Source organism: Cryptosporangium minutisporangium, assembly GCF_039536245.1.
GTDB classification, from domain to species: domain Bacteria; phylum Actinomycetota; class Actinomycetes; order Mycobacteriales; family Cryptosporangiaceae; genus Cryptosporangium; species Cryptosporangium minutisporangium.
In genome coordinates this window covers 1-23,004 of the sequence record NZ_BAAAYN010000068.1, presented here as the reverse complement: position 1 = coordinate 23,004, position 23,004 = coordinate 1, and the positions used below count along the sequence as shown (strand labels likewise).

Here is a 23,004-nt window from a genome sequence, read left to right as displayed (position 1 = left end):
CGCGCGAACAGCATGCGGACAGTTGTCGACAGCATGTGAAGAAATGCTGACGAAACGTTCCTTCAGACCGGACCCGATGGGACACTTAGCCCGTGCCGCCCCCTCTCCCTCCGCGGGTTGCCGCCGCGGTGGCCGCGACTGTCGCCGATCTCGTCGCCGCCGGGACCAGCGGCGTCGTTCTCCTCGGTAGCCAGAGCCGTGGCGACGCACACGAACACAGCGACGTCGACCTGGTCGCACTCGGCAGCGGCCCGGAGTACATGCACCGCCAGCTGGGCGGCCTGCTCATGTCGGTGTCCTGGCGTACGGCCGACGCCGTCCGGGCCTCCTTCGCCGATCCGAAGCTGGCCGGCAGCACCGTGCCCGGCTGGCGGGCCGCGGTCATCCTGCACGACGCGCACGGCACCGCGAACGAGCTCTCCGCGGAGGCCGGGGCGTGGCGCTGGTCGGACATCGAAGGACCGCGCGTGGCCTGGATCGCCGGTCAGATGACCGGGCGGGCCGAGGTGGTCCAGCGGCTGGTCGGCTCGCTCGCGGCGGGCCGGCGGACGTCCGCGGCGGTGACGCGCAACCGGCTGGCGACGCGGTTACCCGTGGTCGCGGCGGTGCATCACCGCATCCTCTACGACAGCGAGCACCGGCTGTTCGACCTGGTGGCCGACGCGATGGGGCCGTCGTGGCGCCGTTCCCAGGACGCCGCGCTGGGGCTGCGGGGCGAGCAACTGGCCGACTCGTGCCGGGCCGCGCTGGGGCTCTACGCACAGCTGGCGCCGGTGGTGGAGCCGTACCTGAACGCCGAGCAGCTGGCAGTGGTCCGCTCCGCCGCCGAGCTAGCCTGGGCCACCCAACACGCTGCCTGAGGGCGGCCTCCTGAGAACGACGCTGACAGGCGAGCGCGCGTCGTTATGACAGCAAGCCCAAGGTCACGGCCTCGGCGCGCTCGACTGCCAGCCCCGCCCTCAGCAGGCTCCATCGCCGTAGCAAGTACACAAGCAAAAGCCGACCCGAGGGTCGGCTTTGTGCTTGAACGTGGAGCCCGTCAGCGTCGTTCTGAACGGGCCGTGCAGATCAGTGCTCGCCGGGCTTGGTGTAGTACTCGAAGAGCAAGCCGGTGACCGTCATCAGTACGGCGATCACGCCGAGCGCGATCAGCCACGGGAACCAGTACGCGACACCCAGCCCGGTGACCGACGCCGCGACCGCGATACCGAACGGCCAGTAGCTGCCCGGGCTGAAGAAGCCCAGGTCACCGGCGCCCTCGGCGATCTCCGCGTCGGACCGGTCCTCCGGCCGGGGCTCGATCCGCCGGGCGACGAGCGAGAAGAACTGACCGCACATCCCGCAGAGCAGACCAGACAGCACCAGAGCCGTCGTACCGACCCAGTCGGTCGCATAGACCGTCTTCGACGTCCACACGCCGTACACCGCCGCGGACGCGAACAGGAACACGGCGAGCAGGTTGAAGATCCTGGACTCGCTCTTCATGGTCGCCTCTCCTAGCTCGGCTGACGGGCGGTGCGGCTGGGGTTGAACGGAGTCGTGGTGGTCGCGACCGGCGACTCACCGATGGCCTCGAGCGCATCGTAGGTCGACGCGCCGCCCTTCTTGGCCTCGATGAACTGGTCGAACTTCTCCGACGTCACCGCACGCATCTCGAAGTTCATGTTGGCGTGGTACGTGCCGCAGAGCTCGGCGCACCGGCCGACGTAGGCACCCTCTTCGCCCTTGTTGATCGTCGCCTCGAACGAGTTCGTCCGACCCGGGATGACGTCCCGCTTGAACAGCAGGGCCGGCACCCAGAACGAGTGGATGACGTCGTTGGAGGTCTCGACGAACCGGATCCGCTCACCGGTCGGCACGACGAGGACCGGAATCTCCTCGGTCGACCCGACGGTGCCGATCGGCTGCCGGTTCTCGTCGAGCTCCTCCGGGTAGAGGAACTGCCAGTTCCACTTGAAGGCGACGACCGAGACCGTGACGTCCGGGTTCGCCTTCTGCTTGTCGACGTAGGTCTGGACGATCGCGGTGTAGTAGAAGAGCACCGCGATGATCAGGAACGGCACCGCCGTGTAGAGGATCTCGATCGGCAGGTTGAAGCGCGTCTGCACCGGCAGCTCGTCGCTCTTCTTGCGGTACCGGATGACCGCCCAGAAGATCAGGCCCCACACGAAGACACCGACCACCAGCGCGGCGATCGCCGACCCGGTCCACAGGTCCATCATCTGCTCGGCCTGCGGAGTGATTCCCTCCGGCCAACCGAACCTGAGTACTTCCTCGGTAGAGCAGCCGGAGAGCAGCAGCGTCGTCGAGCCGGCCATGCCGGTGACGGCGGCAAAGCGCCCGGCCCGACCGAACCGCCGACTACGACGTCCGGCACTCCCTGACGGGTTCGCGCCCACCAGTCGCCCTCCTCATCGGCGCCCGACAACCTGCTCCAGTCGGGCTAATCCCTTCGACCGAACGTAGACTACTGGACCCCCGAGTCGCCGACCCGCAGGGGTAGGCGACGCGCCGGAGTAGCGTTTCCCAGCGTGTCCGACGACCGTAAACCAGCAGTACGGACGTATTTCGACGCTGCCACGGCGGTACCACTGCACCCGGTGGCGAAACAGGCGTTCGCGGCCGCGTTCGATGACGGCTGGGCCGACCCCGCCCGGCTCTACACGGAGGCACGCCGAGCCGGCCAGCTGCTCGAAGCCGCGCGGGCGGTGGTCGCCGAGGTCGTCGGCGCCCGCCCGGACGAGGTCACGTTCTGCGCGAACGGCTCGGTGGCCGCACACCTGGCCGTGCTCGGTGGGCTGGCGGGGCGTCGCCGGGTCGGTTCGACTTTCGTGCACTCGGCCGTCGAGCACTCCGCGGTGCTGCACACCGCCGAGCTGTGGACGGCCCGCGGCGGCTCCGCGGAGTCGATCCCGACCGACCGGCTCGGACGGGTGTCCACGTCGGCCTTCGCCGACGCGGTGGCGCGGCCTGGCGTCGCACTGGCCGCGCTGATGAGCGCGAACCACGAGGTCGGGACCGTACAGCCGGTCTCCGACGTGGCCGCGGCGTGCGCCTCGGCGGGCGTTCCCCTCTATGTGGACGCTGCGCAGACGCTCGGCCGCACCCCGCTGCCGAGCGGCTGGTCGTTGCTCTCCGCGAGCGCGCGGAAGTGGGGTGGCCCGCCGGGGGTCGGGGTGCTGGTCATCCGAACCGGAGTGCGCTGGACGGCGCCGCATCCCTCCGACGAACGGGAGCGCGGGCGGTTCCCTGGCGCTCCGGCGCTACCGGCGATCGTCGCCGCGGCGGCGTCGCTGCGAGCGGTGACGGCGACGGCGGCCGCCGAGGCGGCCCGGTTGACGCCGCTGGTCGACCGGATCCGGGAGCGGGTGGCGGCGACCGTGCCGGACGTCGAGGTGGTCGGCGACCCGGTCGATCGGTTGCCGAACCTCGTTACGTTCTCGTGTTTGTACGTGGACGGCGAGGCGCTGCTCCATGCCCTGGACGCACGGGGGTTCGCGGTGTCGTCCGGGTCGTCCTGCACGTCGTCCACGTTGTCGCCGTCGCACGTGCTGGAGGCGATGGGGGTGCTCAGCCACGGGAACGTCCGGGTCTCGCTGCACGCCGGGACGACCGAGGCGGAGGTGGAGCGGTTCCTGGCGGAGCTGCCCGGGATCGTCGCCGACCTGCGGGCGACGGCGGGGGTGACGGGCCTGTGAGCGACCCGGACCTCGTCCTGGACTGTCTGGGGATGCGGTGCCCGCTACCGGTGATCCAGCTGGCGCGGCGGATCGGTGAGGTCGAGGTGGGGGCGGTCGTCCGGGTGCTCGCCGACGACCCCGCGGCCCGCGTCGACATCCCGGCGTGGTGCCGGATGCGCGCCCACGAGTTCGTCGGCGCCGACGGCAACGCCTACGACGTCCGCCGAGCGTCCTGACTCCGGGCTGACCTGAAAGCGTGGTGTGGGCGAGCGCCCACACCACACTTTGCTGTCACCTGCTCGGTCGGAGCGTCAACGCGCCAGGTGCGCGCCGACCTCCTCTGCGGCGCGGTCGCCGTAGTCGTCGCCGAGGCGCTTCACGAACTCGGTCGCGTCGACCGAGTACTCCTGCGTCCCGACGGTCTCCAGCACGTACGTCGCCAGCAGGTTGCCGACCTCGGCCGCCCGCTGCAGGTCCAGCCCCCACGAGAGCGCGGTGAGGAACCCGGCGCGGAAACCGTCGCCGACACCGGTCGGGTCGGCCTTCGCCGTCTCGGTCGCGCACGCGACGTGGATCCGCCCGACGTTCCGCCCGACGATCTCGACGCCGTCCTTGCCGAGCGTGGTGACCCGCACGTCGACCCGGTCGAGGACCTCGTCCGCCGAGTACCCCGTCTTGGACTCCAGCAGCGTCTTCTCGTACTCGTTGGTGAACAGGAACGCGGCCCCGTCGATGAGCTGCCGCACCTGGTCACCGGTCATCCGAGCGAGCTGCTGCGACGGGTCGGCCGCGAACCGCAGCCCGCGCTGGCGGCACTCGGCGGTGTGCCGGACCATCGCCTCCGGGTCGTTCGCCCCGACCAGCACCAGGTCCAGGCCGCCGACCCGCTCGTCGATGGGGCCGAGCTCGATGTTCCGCGCCTCGCTCATCGCGCCGGCGTAGAACGACGCGATCTGGCACATGTCGTCGTCGGTCGTGCAGACGAAGCGGGACGTGTGCGCGAACTCGGAGACGTGCACCGAGTCGCAGTCGACGCCGTGCCGCTCCAGCCAGGAGCGGTAGTCGGCGAAATCGCTGCCCACCGCGCCGACGAGAATGCCCCGGAGCCCGAGCTGACCCATCCCGAACGCGATGTTGGCGGCCACCCCACCGCGCCGGACGACCAGGTCGTCGACCAGGAACGACAGCGAGACGCGGTCGAGCTGGTCCGGCATGAGCTGCGTGGCGAACCGGCCCGGGAAGTGCATCAGGTGGTCGGTCGCGATCGACCCGGTGACAGCGATTTTCATAGGGCGTCCATCCGGGGTTTCTCCATCCGGCTAAACAGAAAGGGCACCGCACCCCGAGGGCAGCAGTCTGTTGCTACCCGGGCGCTGGATAAATGACACGGCCGCTGCGGACCGGCACAGTCGGTGGGGGACACAGACGGCGGACAGCCTAATGCACGGTTTCGCCGCCGACCCGGGTGCGCCCCGGAAATCCGCACGGATCACAACGGATCCCCAGCAGACGGTCACCCGCCGGACGCGCTGCGCATCCGATGATGCGAACACACGAAACGGCGTCCACCACCGGTTCGGTGCGTGGACGCCGTTGCGCGAAGAACGTCTAGCGGCTCAGTGGAACGAGTCGCCGCAGGCGCACGAGCCCGACGCGTTCGGGTTGTCGATCGTGAAGCCCTGCTTCTCGATCGTGTCGACGAAGTCGATCGTCGCGCCGCCGAGGTACGGCTTGCTCATCCGGTCGACCGCGACCTCGACGCCGTTGAAGTCGAGAATCGTGTCACCGTCGAGCGACCGCTCGTCGAAGAAGAGCTGGTACCGCAGGCCGGAGCAGCCACCAGGCTGGACGGCGATACGCAGGCGCAGGTCGTCTCGGCCCTCCTGGTCGAGCAGAGCCTTGACCTTGCTGGCGGCGCCATCGGTCAGGAGTACGCCGTCGGCTGAGGGTCCAGTCGGGGCGTGCTCGTGGGTGGTGTCGGAGACGGTCACAGTCGGCTCCCGTTAGGTCGCTGGTCAACTACCGGGACAACCAGAGTGCTCCGGGAGTCCATTCCCATGGTTGCACATGTTCCGCAGAACCGACCGGGGCCGACTTCTAGCGACTCCAGTCCTTGGCGGTGCGGGCGGCCAGGGACGTGAGCACCTCTGCGGCGTCCTCCATGGCACGCTCGACCGATCCGGCGTGCTCGACCATCGACCGCGCCTCGTCGACGTGGGCGGCGGCGGCCTCTTGCCGGCCGACCTGCACCTGCCCCGCCAGGACGACGCACGGCGCACCGTGTTCGGAGGCCGCGGACGCCACCCCGGCGACCACCTTGCCCCGGAGCGACTGGAAGTCGAACGAGCCCTCGCCGGTGATCACCAGGTCGGCGCCGGCCACCTCGGTGTCGAAGCCGATCAACCGGCGGACCAGCGCGATCCCGGCCTCACGCCGCCCGCCGAGCGCGAGCAGCGCCGCGCCGAGCCCGCCGGCCGCACCCGCGCCGGGCAGCGACGCCAGGTCCGGCGGGCACCCCGGCAGGTGCGCGACCAGGATCGACGCCCAGTGCTCCAGTGCCGCGTCGAGGATCTGGACGTCGTTGTCGGTGGCCCCCTTCTGCGGGCCGTAGACGGCGCTCGCCCCGTGGATTCCCGTCAGCGGGTTGTCGACGTCCGTCGCGGCGATGATCTCGACCCCGCGGAGCGCCGGGAGCCCGGCCAGCCCTTCGCAGACCCGCAACGATGCTCCGCCAGGCGGCAGGGCCGTCCCCGAAACTCCCACCGGCCCGGCCCCGAGCGCGGCCAGCATCCCGGCACCGCCGTCGTTGGTCACGCTGCCGCCGAGGCCGATCACCACCGACCGGGCACCGGACTCCACCGCCGCCGCGAGCAGGAGACCAAGCCCGTACGTCGTCGTCACCTTCGGGTCGCGCTCGGCCTTCGGCACCAGGTGCAGCCCGCAGACCTGAGCGCACTCCAGGTACGCGACGCCGTCGACGAGCAGGAACGACGCGTCCAACTCCTCCATCCGCGGGCCGCGCGCCCGTACCGGCACCAGCTCACCGCCGAGTGTGGCCCGGATCACGTCGACGAGACCCGGGCCGCCGTCGGAGAGCGGGCGGGTGACCACCGTGTCTCCGGGAGCGGTCCGATGCCACCCGGCCGCGATCGCCGCCGCGGCCTCACCGGCCGAGAGCGTGCCGCCGAACGAGTCCGGAGCCACCAGTACGCGCATGCGCACATCGTGCCGCATGGGCGCGTTGCCGATGCCGCGTCGGAACGAGATGGCACGCGAGTGATCAGCGCCACTGGCTGGGATCGAGCTGCGTGCCAGGATGGTTAACCCCGCGGTAATACGCGTCGATCGGAGAGAGCGTGAGCACCGACCTTGGGCTTCCGGGCCTGACTGCGGACACCGCCGGTTCGAGCGGCACCGGGGGGTTCGCCGAACCGTCCCCCACCGCCGCGGCACTGCTGCTGCTCGGGCGCGGCAGCGACCCCGACTCCGAGCGCGGTGTCGACTGTCCGGGCGACCTCCCGGCCGCGTCCGACCCCGGCCTGGTGGAGCGCGCCGAAGCGGCCCGCGCGAAGCTCGGCGACCGCGCGTTCGTGCTCGGTCACCACTACCAGCGCGACGAGGTCATCCAGTTCGCCGACGTGACCGGCGACTCGTTCAAGCTCGCCCGGGACGCCGCCGCGCGTCCGGAGGCGGAGTACATCGTGTTCTGCGGTGTGCACTTCATGGCCGAGTCCGCCGACATCCTCACCTCCGCGAAGCAGCAGGTGATCCTGCCCGACCTGGCCGCCGGGTGCTCGATGGCCGACATGGCCACCGACCAGCAGGTCGACGAGGCCTGGGACATCCTGACCGACGCCGGCGTGGCGGACGTCACGGTGCCGGTCAGCTACATGAACTCCTCCGCGGCGATCAAGGCCTTCACCGGACGCCACGGCGGCACGATCTGCACGTCGTCCAACGCGAAGCGGGCCCTGGACTGGGCGTTCACCCAGGGCGAGAAGGTTCTCTTCCTGCCCGACCAGCACCTCGGCCGCAACACGGCGGTGCTCGAGATGGGCCTCGGACTCGACGACTGCGTCCTGTTCGACCCGCACAAGCCCGGCGGCGGCCTCACGCCCCAGCAGCTCCGCGACGCGACGATGATCCTCTGGCGCGGGCACTGCTCGGTGCACGGCCGGTTCAGCCTCGACTCGGTGCTCGACGTCCGCGACCGGATCCCCGGCGTCAACGTCCTGGTGCACCCCGAGTGCCGGCACGAGGTGGTCACGGCCGCCGACCTGGTCGGCTCGACCGAGTTCATCATCAAGACGCTGGACGCGGCGCCGGCCGGATCGTCGTGGGCGATCGGGACCGAGCTCAACCTCGTGCGCCGGCTGGCCCTGGCACACCCGGACAAAACGGTCGTCTTCCTCGACCGTGCGGTCTGCTTCTGCTCGACGATGAACCGGATCGACCTGCCGCACCTGGTGTGGACGCTGGAGTCGCTGGCCCGCGGCGAGGTCGTCAACCAGATCACCGTCGACGAGCAGACTGCCCACTTCGCCCGGGTTGCCCTGGACCAGATGCTGGCGCTCCCAGGGTGAACCGATACCGATCCCTGGTGCAGCCGAAAGGGCTCGATACGCTGGGGAGGTGAGCCTCCTTCGCCGCAAGTCCGCCCCCGCCTCCGAAGAAGTCCCGGAGACGGTCGAGCCGGTGACGCCCCCGACCAAGGGATACACCCCCGGCAAGGGCCGGCCGACGCCGAAGCGCACCGCGAACGGTCGGCCCCGAGCGGTGGCCGCGGTACCCACCGACAAGAAGGCCATGCGCGCCAAGATGCGCGAGGAGCGGTCCCGGGCGTACGAAGGCATGCGCCGCGGCGAGGAGAAGTACCTCCCGGCGCGCGACAAGGGCCCGGTGCGGCGGCTCGTCCGTGACCTCGTCGACGCGCGCCGCAACGTCGGGTCCTACTTCCTGATCGGCGCGCTGGCCGTGCTGCTGTTCTCGCAGCCGCAGTGGCCGGCTCCGGTGCGGTTCGGCGCGAACATCCTGTGGCTGCTGCTGATCGTCGCGATCCTGGCCGACGTCTTCTTGATCTCGCGGATGATCAAGAAGAACGTCCGGGAACGCTTCCCGAACGCGCCCGACAAGATGGGCGGCCTGACGTTCTACGGCGTGATGCGTTCGGTGCAGTTCCGCCGCATGCGCTCCCCCTCCCCGCAGGTCGATATCGGCGAGAAGGTCTAGCTCGCCCAGAGCTTCTTGATGACGTCCTCGATCGCGGGTTCGAGGACTCGGAGATCGCGGAGCGGCGCCGCGGCGGCGACGGCGGCCACCACGGCGGGCAGCGGCCCGTCCAGCGCCAACGTCTGACGTCGTCCGTCGGCCTCCACCAGCTCGGTGGAGGCTCCGGCGACGGCGAGCGGGGGACACGGCCGGTCCAGCTCCACCACCAGACGCCGCCGCGAGCCGTAGCGCGAGTGCAGAGCCGCCAACGTCCCGTCGTGCACCACGTGCCCTTGGTCGATCACGACCAGCCGGTTGCAGAGCCGCTCGATGTCGGCGAGGTCGTGGGTCGTGAGCACCAGCGTGGTGCCGTGCCGCTGGTTCAGCTCGGCGAGGAACCCGCGGACGGCCTCCTTGCTCACCACGTCCAGACCGATCGTCGGCTCGTCCAGGAACAGCAGCTCCGGGTCGTGCAGCAACGCCGCGGTCAGCTCGCCGCGCATCCGCTGCCCCAGTGACAGCTGCCGCACCGGCGTCGCCAGGAACGGGCCCATCTCCAGCAGTTCGACGCACTCGTTCAGCCGGTGTGCGTGCGCCGCAGGAGCGACTCGGTACACCGACCGCAGCAGCGTGAACGACTCGGCCAGTGGCAAGTCCCACCACAGCTGGCTGCGCTGCCCGAACACCGCACCCATCCGCCGCGCCAGCCGCGTCCGGTCGGGTACCGGGTCCAGGCCGCAGACCCGCACCGTCCCGCCGGACGGCGTCAGGATGCCGGTGAGCATCTTGAGCGTCGTCGACTTGCCCGCGCCGTTCGGACCGAGATAACCGACCATCTCCCCCGGCGCGATCCGTAGGTCGACACCGTCGACCGCAGCGACCGTCCGGCGCGCGCGCCGGAACCGTCCAGCCTTCACCCAGACGACGAACTCCTTGCGCAACCCGTCGGCCGCGACGACGCTCATGAGCCCGTGCTCTGGTAGTGCCGGACACCGACCCGCCACGCCGACGCCGCCACCAGCGCCCACACCACGCTGACGACCGGCGTGCACCAGTGCAGCCAGCCCGGCGTCCCCAGCGGGTCGGCACGCCCGAGCAGCGCCAGAGCGGGCAGGTACCCGACGAACGCCAACCCGAGCACGAAGCCGAGCAGCCGCCCGAACCACGGCCCGTAGACCGGCGTCGGGTAACTCGCGAAGTCGCGACCCCCGTACGTGAACGCGTTCACTACCTCTCCTCCCTCCACCAGCCAGAACATCGTCGCGGCGCCGGCCGTGAAGATCGCGCCGTAACAGACGGCCCCGGCGATCGGCGCCACGATCGCGAGCAGCACCCTCGGCACGGTCCAGTCGATCCCGCTCAGAACCAGCGCCACCCCGTAGGTCACCGCGCCCTGCACCACCCGCCCCACCCGGCGCGGCATGAAGTCCAGCACCACCAGCTGCCCGAACGCCGAGAGCGGCCGCAGCAGCACGGCGTCGAGCAGGCCGGTACGCAGGTAGAACGGCACCCGCTCGAGGTTGCCGACGGCGAGGTCGGCGAGCTGGAACGCGACCTGCGCGAGGCCGGCGATCAGCAGCGTCTCGATGAGGCCGAACCCGGCCAGCTCCGGTGTCACCCGGAACACCGCGAGCAGCACGAACACGTCGATCACCGTGATCGTCGCGTTGAGCGCCAGGTCGACGGCGAACGAGAGCCGGTACTGCGTCTGACTCCGGATCTGCGCGACGAGCAGCCGCCGGTACGGGGCGAGGACGTCAGCGACATCAGCCACCCTGCACCACCAGCCGTCGCAGGGCCACCCGCTGAAGGACCGCCGCGAACCCGAGCATCACACCGGCGACCAGCGCACCACCGCACACCAACCCAGCCGGGTCACCACGCTCCAGCAGCACGTCGAGCGGTGCCTGCAGCATCCACGGGAACGGCGTGCACCAGAGCACCGTCTGCGCCCACTCCGGGAAGAACGGGATCGGTACCGCGAGCCCGGAGAAGAGCGACCCGCCGAACAGCCAGAGCGTGTTCGGGCCGCGGGCGTCCAGCCACCAGAACGCCAGCAGGTTGATCAGGTAGCGGGTCGCGAAGCTGGTCACGGTGGCCAGCCCGACCGAGACCACCAGCCACACCCAGGTCCGGGCCTGCTCCGGCCAGCGCAGCGGAAAGAAGACCGCGCCGAGCGCGATCGGGACGGTCAGGCGGATGACCAGCGCGTGCCCGGCTCGGCCGAGATCGGCGGCGAGGAACGCGGTCAGCGGGTTCATCGGCCGGAGCAGGTCGGTGACGATGTCGCCGGTGCGGATGCGGTCGGCCACCTCGGTCCAGCTGAACAGCTGGACGACGCCGAGCAGGCCTTGCCCGGCCCACGCGAACATCGCCAGCTCCGCGGGGTCGTACCCGGCGGCCGACCCGGTGGAAGCGGCGGCGAGCAGGACGTAGGTCTTCAGGAAGCCGAAGACCGAGTTCGTGAACGCCGACGCGAACATGGCCCGCCGGTACGTGGAATGACGTCGGAAACCTGCCCTGACCAGGGCGGTGAACGCCGACACGGGGTTCTCCCCTCGGGGTGATGCGCTCGAATGAGCCACCACGCCGCGCACCTGCTCAGGTGCCCACCGCCGGACGGCAGTCGACCACACTAATCGGCGGGGTCCCCGGAGGCGACCCGGTTTTCTCGCGGCTACGGTCAGAGCCATGGAATTCCGCACACTCGGTCGTTCCGGGCTCTACATCTCCGAGATCGCCTACGGCAACTGGCTCACCCACGGCTCCCAGGTCGAGGAGGACGCCGCGATCGCGTGCGTCCGAGCCGCGCTGGACGCCGGGATCACGACGTTCGATACCGCCGACGTCTACGCCAACACCAAGGCCGAAAAGGTCCTCGCGAAGGCGCTGGACGGCGTCCGCCGCGCCGACTACGAACTGTTCACCAAGGTCTACTTCCCGGTCGGCAAGGGCAAGAACGCCCGCGGCCTGTCCCGGAAGCACATCCTGGAGGGCATCGACCACTCGCTGCGTCGGCTGAACACCGACTACGTCGACCTCTACCAGGCCCACCGGTACGACCACGAGACCCCGATCGAAGAGACGATGCTGGCCTTCGCCGACGTCGTCCGGCAGGGCAAGGCGCTCTACATCGGCGTCTCGGAGTGGCGTGCCGAGGAGATCGCCCGCGCCGCGGAGCTGGCCCGCGAGCTGCACGTCCCGCTGATCTCGAACCAGCCGCAGTACAACATGTTGTGGCGGGTCATCGAGGCGGAGGTCGTCCCGGCCAGCGTCGAAGCCGGCCTGGGTCAGATCGTCTGGTCGCCGATCGCGCAGGGCGTGCTCACCGGCAAGTACAAGCCGGGCCAGCCGGTTCCGGAGGGGTCGCGCGCCACCGACGAGAAGGGCGGCGCGGACTTCGTCAAGGCGTTCCTCAACGACGACGTGCTGACCCGGGTGCAGCAGCTGCAGCCGTTGGCCGACCAGGCCGGGCTCTCGCTCGCGCAGCTCGCGATCGCTTGGGTGCTGCAGAACTCGAACGTCTCGGCCGCGATCATCGGGGCCTCCCGGCCCGAGCAGGTGACCGAGAACGTGAAGGCGGCCGGCGTCAAGCTCGACGCCGACCTGCTCAAGGCGATCGACGACGTGCTCGACCCAGTGGTCCAGCGCGACCCCGCCCTGACCCGCTCCCCCCGCACCCGCGTTTAGTGCACGGCCCGCCGAGGGGGCGAGCCTGACGGCCGCGCGCAAGGCCTTGAGACCACCACAAGGTCGAGGCGGCCGTGCGTGCGGACGCCAGCCTCGTCCTCGGCGGGCTCCGCGTTTCGAGCAACTGCGCGCGCCTGGCGGCGCTTCTACAGCAACTGCTTGGTGCGGACGTCACGACGCGCGCCGCCGTCCGTGTGGGCTACTCCGCCGTTAGGGGCATGGCGTACTCCTTGCGGCCGTTCTCCTCGAGAATCACCTCGTCGACGCCGGCGGCGAGCAACTCGCGCCACTGCTCGCCCAGCCAGCTCTCCGCGTCCGACTGGCTCGGGAACTCCTCCGACGCCTCGCCCACCTCGCTGCCGCTGGTGTCGCCCTGGTATCGCCACTGCCATGTCATCCGCAGTCACTCCTCTTCGACCGTCCCGGGCCGAACCTACGACACCGCTCGCTGTGTCGCCGCGCATCCCGACCGCTGGGTGGGACACTGCCCCGCGCCCGGCGCCGCCGTAGCGACGTGACCAGGAAGGACGCGTGATGAACTCGTCTCGGCCTCCGGCGTCCTCCCCCGTCGAGCGATCTCGGCAGTCGCCGGCCGAAAACCGCTCAGCGCACACGCTGGTGCTCGGCGGCATCCGCTCCGGGAAGTCGGGGTGGGCCGAGCGGCTGGCAGCCACCCGCGCCGAGCCGGTCCGGTATCTCGCGACCGGTCCGGACCGCCCGGACGACCCCGACTGGGTCGCCCGGGTCCGCACCCACCGGGAGCGGCGCCCGCCCGGCTGGGAGACCGCCGAGGTCGGCGCGTCACCCGACATGCTCCCGGCCGCACTGCGGAGCGCCGATCCGGGCACCGTCCTGCTCGTCGACGACGTGGGCAGCTGGCTGGTCGGCGCGTTCGACGCGGCGGCGGCGTGGGAGTTGCCCGATCCCTGGGCCGCGATCACCGACGACGTGGACGCGCTGACCGCGGCCCTGGCCGCGTGCCGGGCGGAGGCGGTGCTGGTCAGTCCGGAGGTCGGCTGGACGGTCGTGCCCGCCACCCGCTCCGGCCGGGTGTTCGTCGACGCGCAGGGGACGCTCAACCAGCGGCTGGCCGCGCTCTGTGCCCGCGTGGTGCTGGTGGTGGCCGGGCGGGCGCTCCGGTTGTCCGATGCTCCGGATAGCCTCCTGTCGTGACTGAGCCGGACGTCGAGGGCGCGCCACCGCCCGAACCTGCTGCTCCGCCGTCGTTGCTGGAGAGCCTGGTGCCGGTCGCTGCCGATTGGGCCGCGGGCGAGGCCGCCGAGGACCGGCTGGCCGGCTGGGGAGCCGCCACCGGCACGCTCGCCGACCTCGCTCGGTGGGTCGGCACGGTGCGCCCCGGTGAGGCGCCGTTCCAACGGATTCGCCTGGTCGCGTTCGCCGCCGACCACGGCGTGATCGAGCGCGCCGCTGCCGAGGGCGCCGCTACCGAGGGCGCCGCCGCGGCTCGGGCGCTGCTGGCGGGTGAGGGAGCCCTACCGCTGCTGGCCCGGCGCGCTGACGTGTCGATCCGCCTCGTCGACGCCGGACTGGCCGGCGAGCCGCTGCCCGGCGACGTCTCGGCGCGGCGGGTGCGGGCCGGTAGCCCGCCGGTGGAGCGGCACGATCCGCTCACCCCCGACGAGGTGGAGGCCGCGCTCGACCTGGGCGCCCGGGTCGCCGACGAGGAGGTCGACGCCGGTGCCGACCTGGTGATTCCGGTCGTGCTCACGGAGTCGGCGATCGTGCCGGCCACCGTGCTGATCGGCGCGCTCTGCGAAACGGAGCCGGTCAAAGCGCTCGGCTACGACGCCTACGTGCCCGACGCGGTGTGGATCGCCCGCTGCGCGGCGGTGCGGGACGGCATGTACCGGGTCGCCAGGGCCGCTGCGACGCTGGCCACTCGGCGGCTGCTGGCGATCGGCGGCGGGGCCGACCTCGCGGCCGCAGCCGGGTTCCTCGTCCGCACGGCGGCCCGGCGCACTCCGGCGTTGCTCGACGGCATCGGGGTGGCCGCGGCCGCTCTGGTGGCCAGGGCACTGGCGCCGGACGCGCCCGGCTGGTGGTGCGCGCCGCACGCGTCCGGGCGGGCCGGGGAGAAGCAGGCGTTCGCCGCGCTGAAGTTGCGGCCGGCGGTGGAGCTGGGGGTCCGGCTGGGCGACGGTGCGGCGGCCCTGCTGACGCTGCCGCTGCTCACCGCGGCGGTGGAGCTCACGGCGTCGGCGCCGCGCGTACCCACCTCGGAGCCGGAGCCGGTCGTGGTGCTCGACCCCGACGAGGTGATCGGGGGCGTCAGCGGCTACGACGCCGGCCCCCGCGCCCCGGATCCCGAGCCCCCGACCGACGACCCCGCGAGCGTCGATCCGGCGTTGGTCGATCCCGACGATCCGCTCGCGGTCGATCCGGAGCCGCCGGCCGCGCGCCCGGCGGTGCCGGTGCAGCCGGGCGACGGAGTGGCACCGAGCGGTGGGTGACGCGGCGCGGCTCGCGGTCTCGCTGCTCACCGTCGTGCCGGTACGCGCCGGACGGATGGACTCCGACACCGCGCGCGGCGCCATGCGCTTGGCACCCCTCGTCGGCGCGGGAGTCGGGCTCGCCGCCGGCCTCGTTCTGCTGAGCTCGCTGGTCGTCGGCATCCCATCGCTGGTGGCGGGCGTGCTGGGCGTCGGCACACTCGCGCTGCTCACCCGCGGCCTGCACCTCGACGGGCTCGCCGACACCGCCGACGGGCTGGGCTGTTACGGCGACCCGAGCCGCGCGCTGGCGGTGATGAAGGCCTCCGACGTCGGGCCGTTCGGCGTCGTGACGTTGCTGCTGGTCGGCGTGGCGCAGGTCGCGTGCCTGACCGCGGTCACCGAGACCAGGGCGGTGCTGCCGATCCTGCTGTTGCCCGCGGTGGGCGCCGCCACCGGACGCGCGGCCGTGACCTGGGCGTGCCGGGTCGGCGTCCCGTCGGCCCGGCCGACCGGTCTGGGTGCTCTGGTCGCCGGAACGCTCTCTCCGACCGCGGTGGGGTTGACCACGGTGGTCCTGGTCGTCGGCGCGGCGGTCGCCACCGGCGTCGGCGGCCCGACCGTCCTCCGCGGTCCGCTGGCCGTTGCGGCGGGCCTGGCTGTCGGCTGGGCCCTCGTCCGGCACTGCGTCCGGCGGTTCGGTGGCATCACCGGCGACGTCCTGGGGGCCGCCTGCGAGCTCGCGACGACGGCCGCACTGATCGTCCTGGTGATCCAGCCCTGGTCGCTGTCGCTGCCGCTCACCCGGTAGGAACGACGAACGCCCGCCCCGGGACGGGACGGGCGCTGCCGGGGAGAGCCTCAGCCGAGCGGGCTGGCGCTCGGAACCGTGGACACCGAGCCGCCCATCGGCTGGGCGGGGGCCGACGATGCGGACTCCTCGTAGCCCTGCGTCTCGGCGGGAGCCGGTTGCTCCGACTGCTCGTCGGAGGAGCCTTCGCTCCCGTCCGGGTTCGGAGTGTCCGAGGGCTGGTCGCTCGGGCTCTCGCTGAGCTCGTCCGAGGGGCTGAACTCCTCGCTGGGAGTCTCGCTCGGAGTGGCCTCCTCGGAACTCGGGGCCTCCGACGGCGTAGGCGACGCCGGGCCGCTGTTGTCTTTCGTGACGACCCGGCCGACCGTCGTGCCGTTGCCCTTCTCATTGTTCACGGCATCGGCGACGGTACGGCCCTGGATCAGCTCGAACGTCGTGATCACGCCCATGACCAGGATGAACAAGGCCGCGCTCGTGATCGCGATGCGCTTCCACGGCAGGCCCTGGTGCCAGGGCGTGCCGCCGCCGTAGACCCGGCCGGTCGGCCGATCCGGGGGTGGCACCGAGGCCGACCCGTAGGCGGGCCGCCGCGCGTCGACCCCCGGCGACTCGTCGACCGGGACGCCGAACGGCCGGGTGGCGTCGGGCACCGCACCCATCACGTGCGTCTCGGCCCTCGACGGGTCGGGCGCGGCGTCGCTGTGGTGCGTCTCGGCGAGGTGCGGGTCCGGCAGTCCCCGGCCGGCCTGCGCGGCGTTCGGCAGGCTGGGATCGGGTGCCATGACCGTCGAGTCGCGGCCGGCGTGGACGACGTCGTCCACCCCTGGCTGCGCCCCGGTGACCGTGGTGACCACGACGCGCTGCAGCACCTTGTTCGAGCGCTGGATCGACTTCTGGTAGACGGCGGTGGAGACCGTGGCGATCACGCTGCCCAGACCCGCACCGAGCACCGTGCCGGCGACACCGAGGTACGACGCCGCCACCGCGGAGGTAGCCGCGGCGAGCGCACCGGCCATGACCTGTGGAGCGGAGACTCCCAGGAAGCCCTTCTTCTCCTCCTCCTCGTCCTTGGGGGACTCCGGCCCGCGGAGCGGCGCGGGAACCTCCGAGGCGGGCATCGGTCGCCCTGTCGACGTGGAGCCACCGCTCGTTGCGGTGACGCCGTTCGAGGCCGACGTGCCGTTCGACGCGGACGTGCCGGTGCGTCCGGCATAGCCGGTGGAGAAGGCACCGCCGGTGGCCGACGCCGCGGGGAACCCGGACGTCGACGACGCGGGCCGGGCCGCACCCGACGTGGGCCGGGCCGCGTCAGACGTCGGCCGGGCCGCACCCGACGTCGGCCGGGCCGCGTCAGACGTCGGCCGGGCCGCACCCGACGTCGGCCGGGCCGCGTCAGACGTCGGCCGGGCAGCACCCGACGTGGGCCGGGTGGAGGCCACGGTGCGTCTGCCGTGCGTTCCCGCGCGCTCCCCGGTCGCGGTGACGCCACCGGACGCGTCGGGCGCGGTCGCTCGCCAGGTTGCCGGGTCGGCGGGCTTCGACTCGGCCGGGGCCGGCGCACTCGGCTTCGGCACGGCGGAGTGCGGCGCTGCGGAGTGCGGCGCTGCGGAATGCGGCGCTGCGGAATGCGGCGCGGCCGGCGAGGCGGACGAGGGCGACGGAGGCGGCGGCAACGGGGGCAGCTCGAACGCGTCGATTCCGCGCGTCGTCGGCTCCTCGAGCGCCTGGGGCTTACCCCCCGCCGATCCCGTCCCGGCACCGCCGGTGGCGTCTTCCGGTCTCGTTCCGGGCGAGGGCGACGAAGCCGCCGCCCCCGAGGCACCGGGGGCGGCAGCCCCCGGCATGCGGTCCGCCGCCGCGGACGGGGGCTTCACGTCCGGAGCGGCCTCGCGGCTGGATTGATTCGGACGGGCAGGCAGCGTTGGCTCGGTCATTCGCCTCAACAGGTTGAAAACGGTCAGATTCAGGAGGTCGGTTTCCAGGCTACGCCGGAACGCGAGTCCGCCGCGGCCCTCGATGGCCTACCCGGTGATCCCCCAGCGAACACACATCGACGTGTGCCGAACGGAAGGTTCTCACCGGACGTGCGACGGAACGAACGGCGGATCGATCACCCGCACCCGCGAGCGCCGTCCTCGCACGTCGATCGTGATCTCGTCCCCCGCAGACACCCCGGCTGCGGTGTCCAGCAGCGCGAGGCCGATGCCGACCTTCCGGGTGGGCGAGAACGTGCCGCTCGTCACTGTGCCGATCGTCGCACCGTCGGCGTCCAGCACCGCCATGCCGGGCCGCGGGATCCCGCGGTCCAGCGACTCCAGCCCGGCGAGACGACGTCGCGGCCCGGCTTCCTTCTCCGCGAGCAGCGCGTCGCGGCCCCAGAACTCCGGCTTCTTCCAGCCGACCGCCCATCCACTCCGGGCCTGCAGCGGGCTGATCTCCAGCGAGAGGTCCTGTCCGTGCAGTGGGTAGCCCATCTCGGTGCGCAGCGTGTCCCGCGCCGCCAGCCCGGCCGGCTTGACCCCCAAGGATTCGCCCGCGCCCAACAGCGCATCCCAGAGCGGCTCGGCGTACTCGGCGCGGGGCAGCAGCTCGTAGCCGTGTTCACCGGTGTAACCGGTGCGGCAGACGATCACCGGAACGCCTTCGTGCTGCGCCTCGACGAAGCCCATGTAGTCGTGGTCACCCGGCAGCCCCACCGCGGCCAGGAGCTCGGCCGAGCGGGGACCCTGCACCGCGAGCACCGCGTAGTCGATGTGCAAGTCGGTGATCTGCACCGTGTCCGGCCTCGCCGCCTCCAGCCGCCGGACCACCTCACCGGTGTTCGCCGCATTCGGCACCAGGAAGATCCGGTCATCGGCGTAGTAGTACGCGATCAGGTCGTCGACGACGCCGCCCGACTCGTCGCAGCACAGCGTGTACTGCGCTTTGCCCGGCCCGATCCGCCCCAGGTCGTTGGAGAGGCACGCGTTGACGAACGCCGCCGCTCCGGGCCCGGCGACGAGAGCCTTGCCGAGGTGGGAGACGTCGAACACGCCGACCGTGGTCCGGACGGCGGTGTGCTCGTCGATGACGCCGGAGTACTGGAGCGGCATCTCCCACCCGCCGAACTCGGCGAACTTTGCGCCGAGCGCGACGTGCCGGTCGTGCAGCGGTGAACGCCGTAGACCGGCTGAATCGGGAGTCCCGCCGGGCGCGGCGAGGTGGTCACTGGGGTCGCTGCTGGTCATGCTGGCGAACGTACCGTCCGGACCGGCCTGCGCCGGTCCGGGTGTCCGGTCGTAGCATCGCCGAGGCACTTAGGGCGTGTGTCAAAGGCCAGCAGCCCGCCGTGGCCGCGGCCCAGACGACGACCGGTTGCGTTGTCGGCTCGTCCGGATACAAAGCGGTATCCGGACAAGCCTCCGCCTTGCCGGATCGCCGTCTGGGACACGCCCACGGCGGCCTGAACCTTTGACACACGCCTTACCGAGCTCTGGAGCGAGAATGACGCGACCCACCGAGGCAGCCGTGCTGACCGTCTCCGCCGCTGGCGCCGTCGACGCGGAGGTCGACGCCGTAGTGGTCGGCGTCCATCGCGACGGCGAGCAGCTCAGTCTGGGCCCCGGTGCCGTAGCTGTGGACGCAGCGCTCGGCGGGCGCCTTCTCGAGGTGCTGGCCCGCCTCGGGGCCAACGGTGTCGCCGGTGAGGTCGTCAAGGTGGCCACGCTCGGCGCGACAACCGCGCCGGTCGTCGCCGCCGTCGGCCTCGGCCCGGTGGAGCCGAAGCCCGGTAGCCCGGAGCCGCACGAGAACTTCCGCCGGGCCGCCGGTGCGGCGATCCGCGCGCTGGTCGGCACCGAACGGGTCGGGCTGGCGCTGGTCGACTCCGACCCGACGCTCACCCGGGCCGTGCTCGAGGGCGCCGCGCTCGCCGCGTACGACTTCGTCCAGTACAAGAGCGAGCTGCCGCCGACCTACCGGCCGCCGGTCCGGGAGATCGTCTACCTAGCCGACGCGACCGGGCGCGGTGAGATCGAACTGCAGGGCGAGGTGGACCGCGTCAAGGCCGTCACCGACGCGGTGCGGCTGGCCCGGAACTGGATCAACACGCCACCGAACGACCTGCGGCCGCCGACGTTCGCGGCCCAAGCCGCCTCGGCGGCCGCCGAAGCCGGTCTCGAGGTCGAGGTCCTCGACACGGACGCGCTCCAGGAGGGCGGTTACGGCGGCATCCTCGCGGTCGGCCTCGGGTCGGCGGCGGGGCCTCAGCTCGTCCGGATCGCGTACGAGCCCCCGACGAGCGGCGGCGAGTACAAGCACGTCGCCCTGATCGGCAAGGGCATCACGTTCGACACCGGCGGCATCTCGATCAAGCCGGCTCAGAACATGCAGGACATGAAGAGCGACATGTCGGGTGCCGCGTGCGTCATCGCTGCGATGACCGCGATCGCTGCCCTTCGGCCCGCGGTGCGGGTCACCGCCTACGTGCCGATGGCCGAGAACATGCCGTCCGGGTCGGCCTACCGTCCCGGCGACGTCGTGACGATGTACGGCGGCACGAAGGTGGAGGTGCTCAACACCGACGCCGAGGGCCGGATGATCCTCGCCGACGCGATCGCCCGGGCGGCGGAAGACTCGCCGGACTACCTGGTGGAGACCTCGACGCTCACCGGCGGCCAGATCGTTTCGCTGGGCGAGCGGATCTCCGGCGTGATGGGCTCCACCGAGCTGCTGGAGCGGGTGAAGGACGCCGGCGGTCGCACCGGCGAGCCGATGTGGCCGATGCCGCTGCCCGACGAGGTGCGGTCGGGCATGGACTCCGCGATCGCCGACGTCACGCAGATCAACGCCGGGTTCGACCGGGCCGGTCACATGCTCCAGGGTGGCTCGTTCCTGTCGCGGTTCGTTCCGGACGGTGTCGAGTGGGCGCACATCGACATCGCGGGCCCGTCGTACAACACGAAGACGCCGCACGGCTACACCCCGAAGGGCGCGACGGGAGTTCCCCTCCGCACCCTCATCGCCATCGTCGACGACATCGCCGCCAAGGGCTGACCCGACGATGACGGATCAGGCGTGTGGACACACGCCTGATCCGTGTTCGCTCAGCCGAGCGTCAGGTGGCCTTGTTCTTCCGACTCCAGTCGCGCATGCGCTGGGGATATCCCACCGCCGCGACGTCGTAGACCGGGATGCCGAGGCGCTGGCCCAGCTTGCGGGCGTCGTCCGGGCCGCCGATCCGGCGGCGGGTCCACTCGCCATCGGTGGCGATGAGGATGACCGTCATCGCGGTCACGTTCGTCTGCGGCTCGACGAACGCCTCCACCCCGCGCCGTGTCTTGGCGAATTCCTCCAGGTGCGCGAAATCTTCGCGCTGCGCGCCTCGCGGCGTCCCCGGCCGGGTCTTCTTACGGCGTAACCAACTCACGGGGGCACCTCCCTCCAGCCAGTGTATGCACCCGGCGCGACCTGCGGTGGCGTCGTTCCAATACGCCACGCCGATGCTCACACCCGCGACACCCACGTCGCGGCCGGACATCGCCGAGTGACAAGATTGGGCAGAGTCGCCGAGCGACAGGTCGACGCTGTCGCCGACCGGATCGACGAGCGATCCATCCGACGGCGACGGACCGAGGAGCGCGGGAGACGCAGTGAGCGGAGTGCGGCCAACGCACGACATCGTCGTTCTCGGCGGTGGCAGTGGCGGCTACTCCTGTGCGCTCCGGGCGGCCGAGCTCGGGCTGTCCGTGGTCCTCGTCGAGCAGGACAAGCTCGGCGGCACCTGTCTCCATCGCGGCTGCATCCCCACCAAAGCGCTGCTGCACGCCGGCGAGGTCGCCGACACCACCAGGGACGCTGCTCGCTTCGGCATCAAGGCCGAGTTCGGCGGCGTCGACCTCGCGGCCGTCCTCGCCTACCAGGACAGCGTCGTCACCAAGATGTACAAGGGCCTGACCGGCCTGGTCAGCAGCCGCGGCATCACGGTGGTGAACGGCGCCGGCCGGCTCACCTCACCCACCACCGTCCAGGTCGGCACCGACATCTACGAGGGCAGGCACGTCGTGCTCGCCACCGGCTCGGCGCCGAGCACGCTGCCCGGACTGGAGATCGACGGCCGGCGAGTACTCACCAGCGATCACGCCCTGCGCCTGGAGCAGGTGCCGGAGAGCGCGGTGGTCCTGGGCGGCGGCGTCATCGGCGTCGAGTTCGCCAGCGCGTGGCGCTCGCTCGGGGCGGACGTCACCATCGTCGAGGCGCTGCCCCGGCTGCTGCCGGCCGAGGAGGAGTCCTCCTCGCAGCGACTGGAGCGGGCGTTCCGGCGCCGCGGCATCGGGTTCCGTACCGGCGTCCGGTTCGAGGCGGTCGGTCACTCGGACACCGGTGTGCGGGTGACGCTGGCCGACGGGTCCGCCCTCGACGCCGAGGTGCTGCTCGTCGCGGTCGGGCGCGCGCCGGTCTCGGCCGGTCTGGGTTACGCGGAGGCCGGGGTCGCGATGGACCGGGGTCACGTCGTGGTCGATCCGCTGTGCCGCACGAACGTCCCGACGATCTCGGCGGTCGGCGACCTGATCCCGACGCCCCAGCTGGCACACGTCGGGTTCGCCGAGGGCATTCTGGTGGCCGAGCGGGTGGCCGGGCTGCCGGTGTCCCCGATCGACTACACGGGCGTTCCCCGGGTCACCTACTCCGAGCCGGAGGTCGCCTCGGTCGGGCTGACCACCGAGCAGGCCCAGGCCCGGGGGTACGAGATCGAGAAAGTCCAGTACGACCTCGCCGGCAACGGCAAGGCTACGATTCTGCGGGCGGCCGGCGCGGTGACCGTGCTTCGCGCCAAGGACGGCCCGGTACTCGGCGTCCATCTGGTCGGCAGCCGGATGGGTGAACTCGCCGCCGAGGCCCAGCTGATCTACAACTGGGAGGCTTTTCCCGAGGATGTCGCGCCGCTCCTGCATCCCCATCCCACCCAGTCCGAAGCGCTCGGTGAGGCCCATCTCGCGCTGGCCGGGAAGCCGTTGCATGTGCACGGATGACCTCCAGCGCCTCCACCCTCGTCCTTAATCGAATTTCGGCTCGACACCCGCCGCGCCAAACGATCCACTGCCCGAATAGTTCAAGGAGCCGCACAGACCATGCCGACCTCCGTCTCAATGCCCGCGCTCGGCGAGTCGGTCACCGAGGGCACCGT

At 71.6% G+C, this 23,004-nt stretch carries 24 protein-coding genes; 12 read left to right on the top strand and 12 right to left on the bottom strand.

Translation table 11 applies throughout. From position 1 onward, the window contains the following. Positions 1 to 92: 92 nt before the first annotated feature. Positions 93 to 860 (top strand): nucleotidyltransferase domain-containing protein, encoded by a 768-nt coding sequence (locus ABEB28_RS39400; protein WP_345733417.1) that lies wholly within the window; start codon positions 93 to 95, stop codon positions 858 to 860. A 208-nt stretch (positions 861 to 1,068) separates the two neighbouring features. On the opposite strand, the gene ABEB28_RS39395 is transcribed toward ABEB28_RS39400, so the two are convergent. Continuing rightward, positions 1,069 to 1,485 carry a cytochrome c oxidase subunit 4 gene (locus tag ABEB28_RS39395; protein WP_345733416.1) on the bottom strand — a complete coding sequence of 139 codons (417 nt, stop codon included), beginning with the start codon at positions 1,483 to 1,485 and terminating at the stop codon, positions 1,069 to 1,071. Between the two features lie 11 nt (positions 1,486 to 1,496). Beyond that, complete coding sequence (ctaC, locus tag ABEB28_RS39390; RefSeq protein WP_345733415.1) at positions 1,497 to 2,318, bottom strand: aa3-type cytochrome oxidase subunit II; 822 nt, start codon at positions 2,316 to 2,318, stop codon at positions 1,497 to 1,499. 213 nt (positions 2,319 to 2,531) lie between these two features. On the opposite strand from ctaC, the gene ABEB28_RS39385 reads away from it, so the two are divergent. Both ABEB28_RS39385 and ABEB28_RS39380 read left to right on the top strand, forming a co-directional pair. Beyond that, positions 2,532 to 3,698: a cysteine desulfurase family protein gene (locus tag ABEB28_RS39385; RefSeq protein WP_345733414.1), complete on the top strand. Its 1,167-nt coding sequence runs from the start codon at positions 2,532 to 2,534 to the stop codon at positions 3,696 to 3,698. A 32-nt stretch (positions 3,699 to 3,730) separates the two neighbouring features. Then, positions 3,731 to 3,916, top strand: a complete 186-nt coding sequence (locus ABEB28_RS39380; RefSeq protein WP_376980672.1) for a sulfurtransferase TusA family protein — start codon at positions 3,731 to 3,733, stop codon at positions 3,914 to 3,916. Positions 3,917 to 3,991: 75 nt separating this feature from the next. Here ABEB28_RS39380 and ABEB28_RS39375 read toward each other — a convergent pair whose 3' ends face one another. The 3 genes from ABEB28_RS39375 to ABEB28_RS39365 all read right to left on the bottom strand — a co-directional run bounded on the left by ABEB28_RS39375 (position 3,992) and on the right by ABEB28_RS39365 (position 6,896). Beyond that, a complete protein-coding gene (locus tag ABEB28_RS39375) occupies positions 3,992 to 4,969 on the bottom strand; it encodes a carbohydrate kinase family protein (protein WP_345733412.1) in 978 nt (325 codons plus the stop codon). A gap of 327 nt (positions 4,970 to 5,296) precedes the next feature. Next, positions 5,297 to 5,671, bottom strand: coding sequence for a HesB/IscA family protein (locus tag ABEB28_RS39370; RefSeq protein ID WP_345733411.1), 375 nt, complete (start codon positions 5,669 to 5,671; stop codon positions 5,297 to 5,299). A gap of 106 nt (positions 5,672 to 5,777) precedes the next feature. Next, a complete protein-coding gene (locus ABEB28_RS39365; protein WP_345733410.1) occupies positions 5,778 to 6,896 on the bottom strand; it encodes a glycerate kinase family protein in 1,119 nt (372 codons plus the stop codon). 167 nt (positions 6,897 to 7,063) lie between these two features. Between ABEB28_RS39365 and nadA the strand changes: the two genes are divergently transcribed. Both nadA and ABEB28_RS39355 read left to right on the top strand, forming a co-directional pair. Then, entirely contained in the window at positions 7,064 to 8,263 is a 1,200-nt protein-coding gene (gene nadA / locus ABEB28_RS39360; protein WP_345733423.1) for a quinolinate synthase NadA, read from the top strand. 49 nt (positions 8,264 to 8,312) lie between these two features. Then, on the top strand, positions 8,313 to 8,909 hold the full coding sequence (locus ABEB28_RS39355; protein ID WP_345733409.1) for a DUF3043 domain-containing protein: 597 nt from the start codon (positions 8,313 to 8,315) through the stop codon (positions 8,907 to 8,909). Here ABEB28_RS39355 and ABEB28_RS39350 read toward each other — a convergent pair. The 3 genes from ABEB28_RS39350 to ABEB28_RS39340 are packed head-to-tail and all read right to left on the bottom strand — an operon-like array spanning position 8,906 to position 11,371. After that, complete coding sequence (locus tag ABEB28_RS39350; RefSeq protein ID WP_345733408.1) at positions 8,906 to 9,853, bottom strand: ABC transporter ATP-binding protein; 948 nt, start codon at positions 9,851 to 9,853, stop codon at positions 8,906 to 8,908. The two genes, ABEB28_RS39355 and ABEB28_RS39350, sit on opposite strands and share 4 nt — an antisense overlap. Further along, positions 9,850 to 10,662: an ABC transporter permease gene (locus ABEB28_RS39345; protein ID WP_345733407.1), complete on the bottom strand. Its 813-nt coding sequence runs from the start codon at positions 10,660 to 10,662 to the stop codon at positions 9,850 to 9,852. Before ABEB28_RS39345 ends, ABEB28_RS39350 begins: the two co-directional genes overlap by 4 nt. Further along, positions 10,655 to 11,371: an ABC transporter permease gene (locus ABEB28_RS39340; RefSeq protein ID WP_345733406.1), complete on the bottom strand. Its 717-nt coding sequence runs from the start codon at positions 11,369 to 11,371 to the stop codon at positions 10,655 to 10,657. Before ABEB28_RS39340 ends, ABEB28_RS39345 begins: the two co-directional genes overlap by 8 nt. Before the next feature lie 208 nt (positions 11,372 to 11,579). On the opposite strand from ABEB28_RS39340, the gene ABEB28_RS39335 reads away from it, so the two are divergent. Next, positions 11,580 to 12,578, top strand: a complete 999-nt coding sequence (locus ABEB28_RS39335) for an aldo/keto reductase family protein (RefSeq protein WP_345733405.1) — start codon at positions 11,580 to 11,582, stop codon at positions 12,576 to 12,578. Positions 12,579 to 12,777: 199 nt separating this feature from the next. On the opposite strand, the gene ABEB28_RS39330 is transcribed toward ABEB28_RS39335, so the two are convergent. Then, entirely contained in the window at positions 12,778 to 12,975 is a 198-nt protein-coding gene (locus ABEB28_RS39330) for a hypothetical protein (protein ID WP_345733404.1), read from the bottom strand. 137 nt (positions 12,976 to 13,112) lie between these two features. Between ABEB28_RS39330 and ABEB28_RS39325 the strand changes: the two genes are divergently transcribed. From ABEB28_RS39325 to ABEB28_RS39315, 3 genes are read left to right on the top strand one after another with little or no spacing between them, the layout of a single operon-like run. Further along, positions 13,113 to 13,751, top strand: a complete 639-nt coding sequence (locus tag ABEB28_RS39325; protein ID WP_345733403.1) for a bifunctional adenosylcobinamide kinase/adenosylcobinamide-phosphate guanylyltransferase — start codon at positions 13,113 to 13,115, stop codon at positions 13,749 to 13,751. After that, positions 13,748 to 15,049, top strand: coding sequence for a nicotinate-nucleotide--dimethylbenzimidazole phosphoribosyltransferase (locus tag ABEB28_RS39320; protein ID WP_345733402.1), 1,302 nt, complete (start codon positions 13,748 to 13,750; stop codon positions 15,047 to 15,049). The genes ABEB28_RS39325 and ABEB28_RS39320 overlap by 4 nt, the downstream gene beginning before the upstream one ends. Further along, positions 15,042 to 15,839: an adenosylcobinamide-GDP ribazoletransferase gene (locus ABEB28_RS39315; RefSeq protein ID WP_345733401.1), complete on the top strand. Its 798-nt coding sequence runs from the start codon at positions 15,042 to 15,044 to the stop codon at positions 15,837 to 15,839. The genes ABEB28_RS39320 and ABEB28_RS39315 overlap by 8 nt, the downstream gene beginning before the upstream one ends. A gap of 50 nt (positions 15,840 to 15,889) precedes the next feature. Here ABEB28_RS39315 and ABEB28_RS39310 read toward each other — a convergent pair whose 3' ends face one another. After that, positions 15,890 to 16,957, bottom strand: coding sequence for a hypothetical protein (locus ABEB28_RS39310; RefSeq protein ID WP_345733400.1), 1,068 nt, complete (start codon positions 16,955 to 16,957; stop codon positions 15,890 to 15,892). Between the two features lie 100 nt (positions 16,958 to 17,057). Here ABEB28_RS39310 and ABEB28_RS39305 point away from each other — a divergent pair, with 100 nt between their 5' ends. Continuing rightward, a complete protein-coding gene (locus ABEB28_RS39305) occupies positions 17,058 to 17,741 on the top strand; it encodes a hypothetical protein (RefSeq protein ID WP_345733399.1) in 684 nt (227 codons plus the stop codon). Between the two features lie 173 nt (positions 17,742 to 17,914). Here the strand turns inward: ABEB28_RS39305 and gcvT are convergent, their stop codons facing one another. After that, a complete protein-coding gene (gene gcvT, locus ABEB28_RS39300) occupies positions 17,915 to 19,066 on the bottom strand; it encodes a glycine cleavage system aminomethyltransferase GcvT (RefSeq protein WP_345733398.1) in 1,152 nt (383 codons plus the stop codon). Between the two features lie 256 nt (positions 19,067 to 19,322). Between gcvT and ABEB28_RS39295 the strand changes: the two genes are divergently transcribed. Next, entirely contained in the window at positions 19,323 to 20,873 is a 1,551-nt protein-coding gene (locus ABEB28_RS39295) for a leucyl aminopeptidase (protein ID WP_345733397.1), read from the top strand. A 61-nt stretch (positions 20,874 to 20,934) separates the two neighbouring features. Here ABEB28_RS39295 and ABEB28_RS39290 read toward each other — a convergent pair whose 3' ends face one another. After that, positions 20,935 to 21,246 carry a hypothetical protein gene (locus tag ABEB28_RS39290; RefSeq protein ID WP_345733396.1) on the bottom strand — a complete coding sequence of 104 codons (312 nt, stop codon included), beginning with the start codon at positions 21,244 to 21,246 and terminating at the stop codon, positions 20,935 to 20,937. Positions 21,247 to 21,469: 223 nt separating this feature from the next. Here ABEB28_RS39290 and lpdA point away from each other — a divergent pair, with 223 nt between their 5' ends. Next, a complete protein-coding gene (lpdA, locus tag ABEB28_RS39285) occupies positions 21,470 to 22,849 on the top strand; it encodes a dihydrolipoyl dehydrogenase (RefSeq protein ID WP_345733395.1) in 1,380 nt (459 codons plus the stop codon). The last annotated feature ends 155 nt before the right edge of the window (positions 22,850 to 23,004 follow it).

Excerpts from the sequence above, each read along its gene's own strand:
- ABEB28_RS39395 (WP_345733416.1), bottom strand. The coding sequence starts at position 1,485 with ATGAAGAGCGAGTCCAGGATCTTCAACCTGCTCGCCGTGTTCCTGTTC.
- ctaC (WP_345733415.1), bottom strand. The coding sequence starts at position 2,318 with ATGGCCGGCTCGACGACGCTGCTGCTCTCCGGCTGCTCTACCGAGGAA.
- ABEB28_RS39380 (WP_376980672.1), top strand. The coding sequence starts at position 3,731 with ATGCGGTGCCCGCTACCGGTGATCCAGCTGGCGCGGCGGATCGGTGAG.
- ABEB28_RS39375 (WP_345733412.1), bottom strand. The coding sequence starts at position 4,969 with ATGAAAATCGCTGTCACCGGGTCGATCGCGACCGACCACCTGATGCAC.
- ABEB28_RS39365 (WP_345733410.1), bottom strand. The coding sequence starts at position 6,896 with ATGCGCGTACTGGTGGCTCCGGACTCGTTCGGCGGCACGCTCTCGGCC.
- ABEB28_RS39350 (WP_345733408.1), bottom strand. The coding sequence starts at position 9,853 with ATGAGCGTCGTCGCGGCCGACGGGTTGCGCAAGGAGTTCGTCGTCTGG.
- ABEB28_RS39340 (WP_345733406.1), bottom strand. The coding sequence starts at position 11,371 with ATGTTCGCGTCGGCGTTCACGAACTCGGTCTTCGGCTTCCTGAAGACC.
- ABEB28_RS39335 (WP_345733405.1), top strand. The coding sequence starts at position 11,580 with ATGGAATTCCGCACACTCGGTCGTTCCGGGCTCTACATCTCCGAGATC.
- ABEB28_RS39330 (WP_345733404.1), bottom strand. The coding sequence starts at position 12,975 with ATGACATGGCAGTGGCGATACCAGGGCGACACCAGCGGCAGCGAGGTG.
- ABEB28_RS39325 (WP_345733403.1), top strand. The coding sequence starts at position 13,113 with ATGAACTCGTCTCGGCCTCCGGCGTCCTCCCCCGTCGAGCGATCTCGG.
- ABEB28_RS39310 (WP_345733400.1), bottom strand. The coding sequence starts at position 16,957 with ATGCCCGCCTCGGAGGTTCCCGCGCCGCTCCGCGGGCCGGAGTCCCCC.
- gcvT (WP_345733398.1), bottom strand. The coding sequence starts at position 19,066 with ATGACCAGCAGCGACCCCAGTGACCACCTCGCCGCGCCCGGCGGGACT.
- ABEB28_RS39295 (WP_345733397.1), top strand. The coding sequence starts at position 19,323 with ATGACGCGACCCACCGAGGCAGCCGTGCTGACCGTCTCCGCCGCTGGC.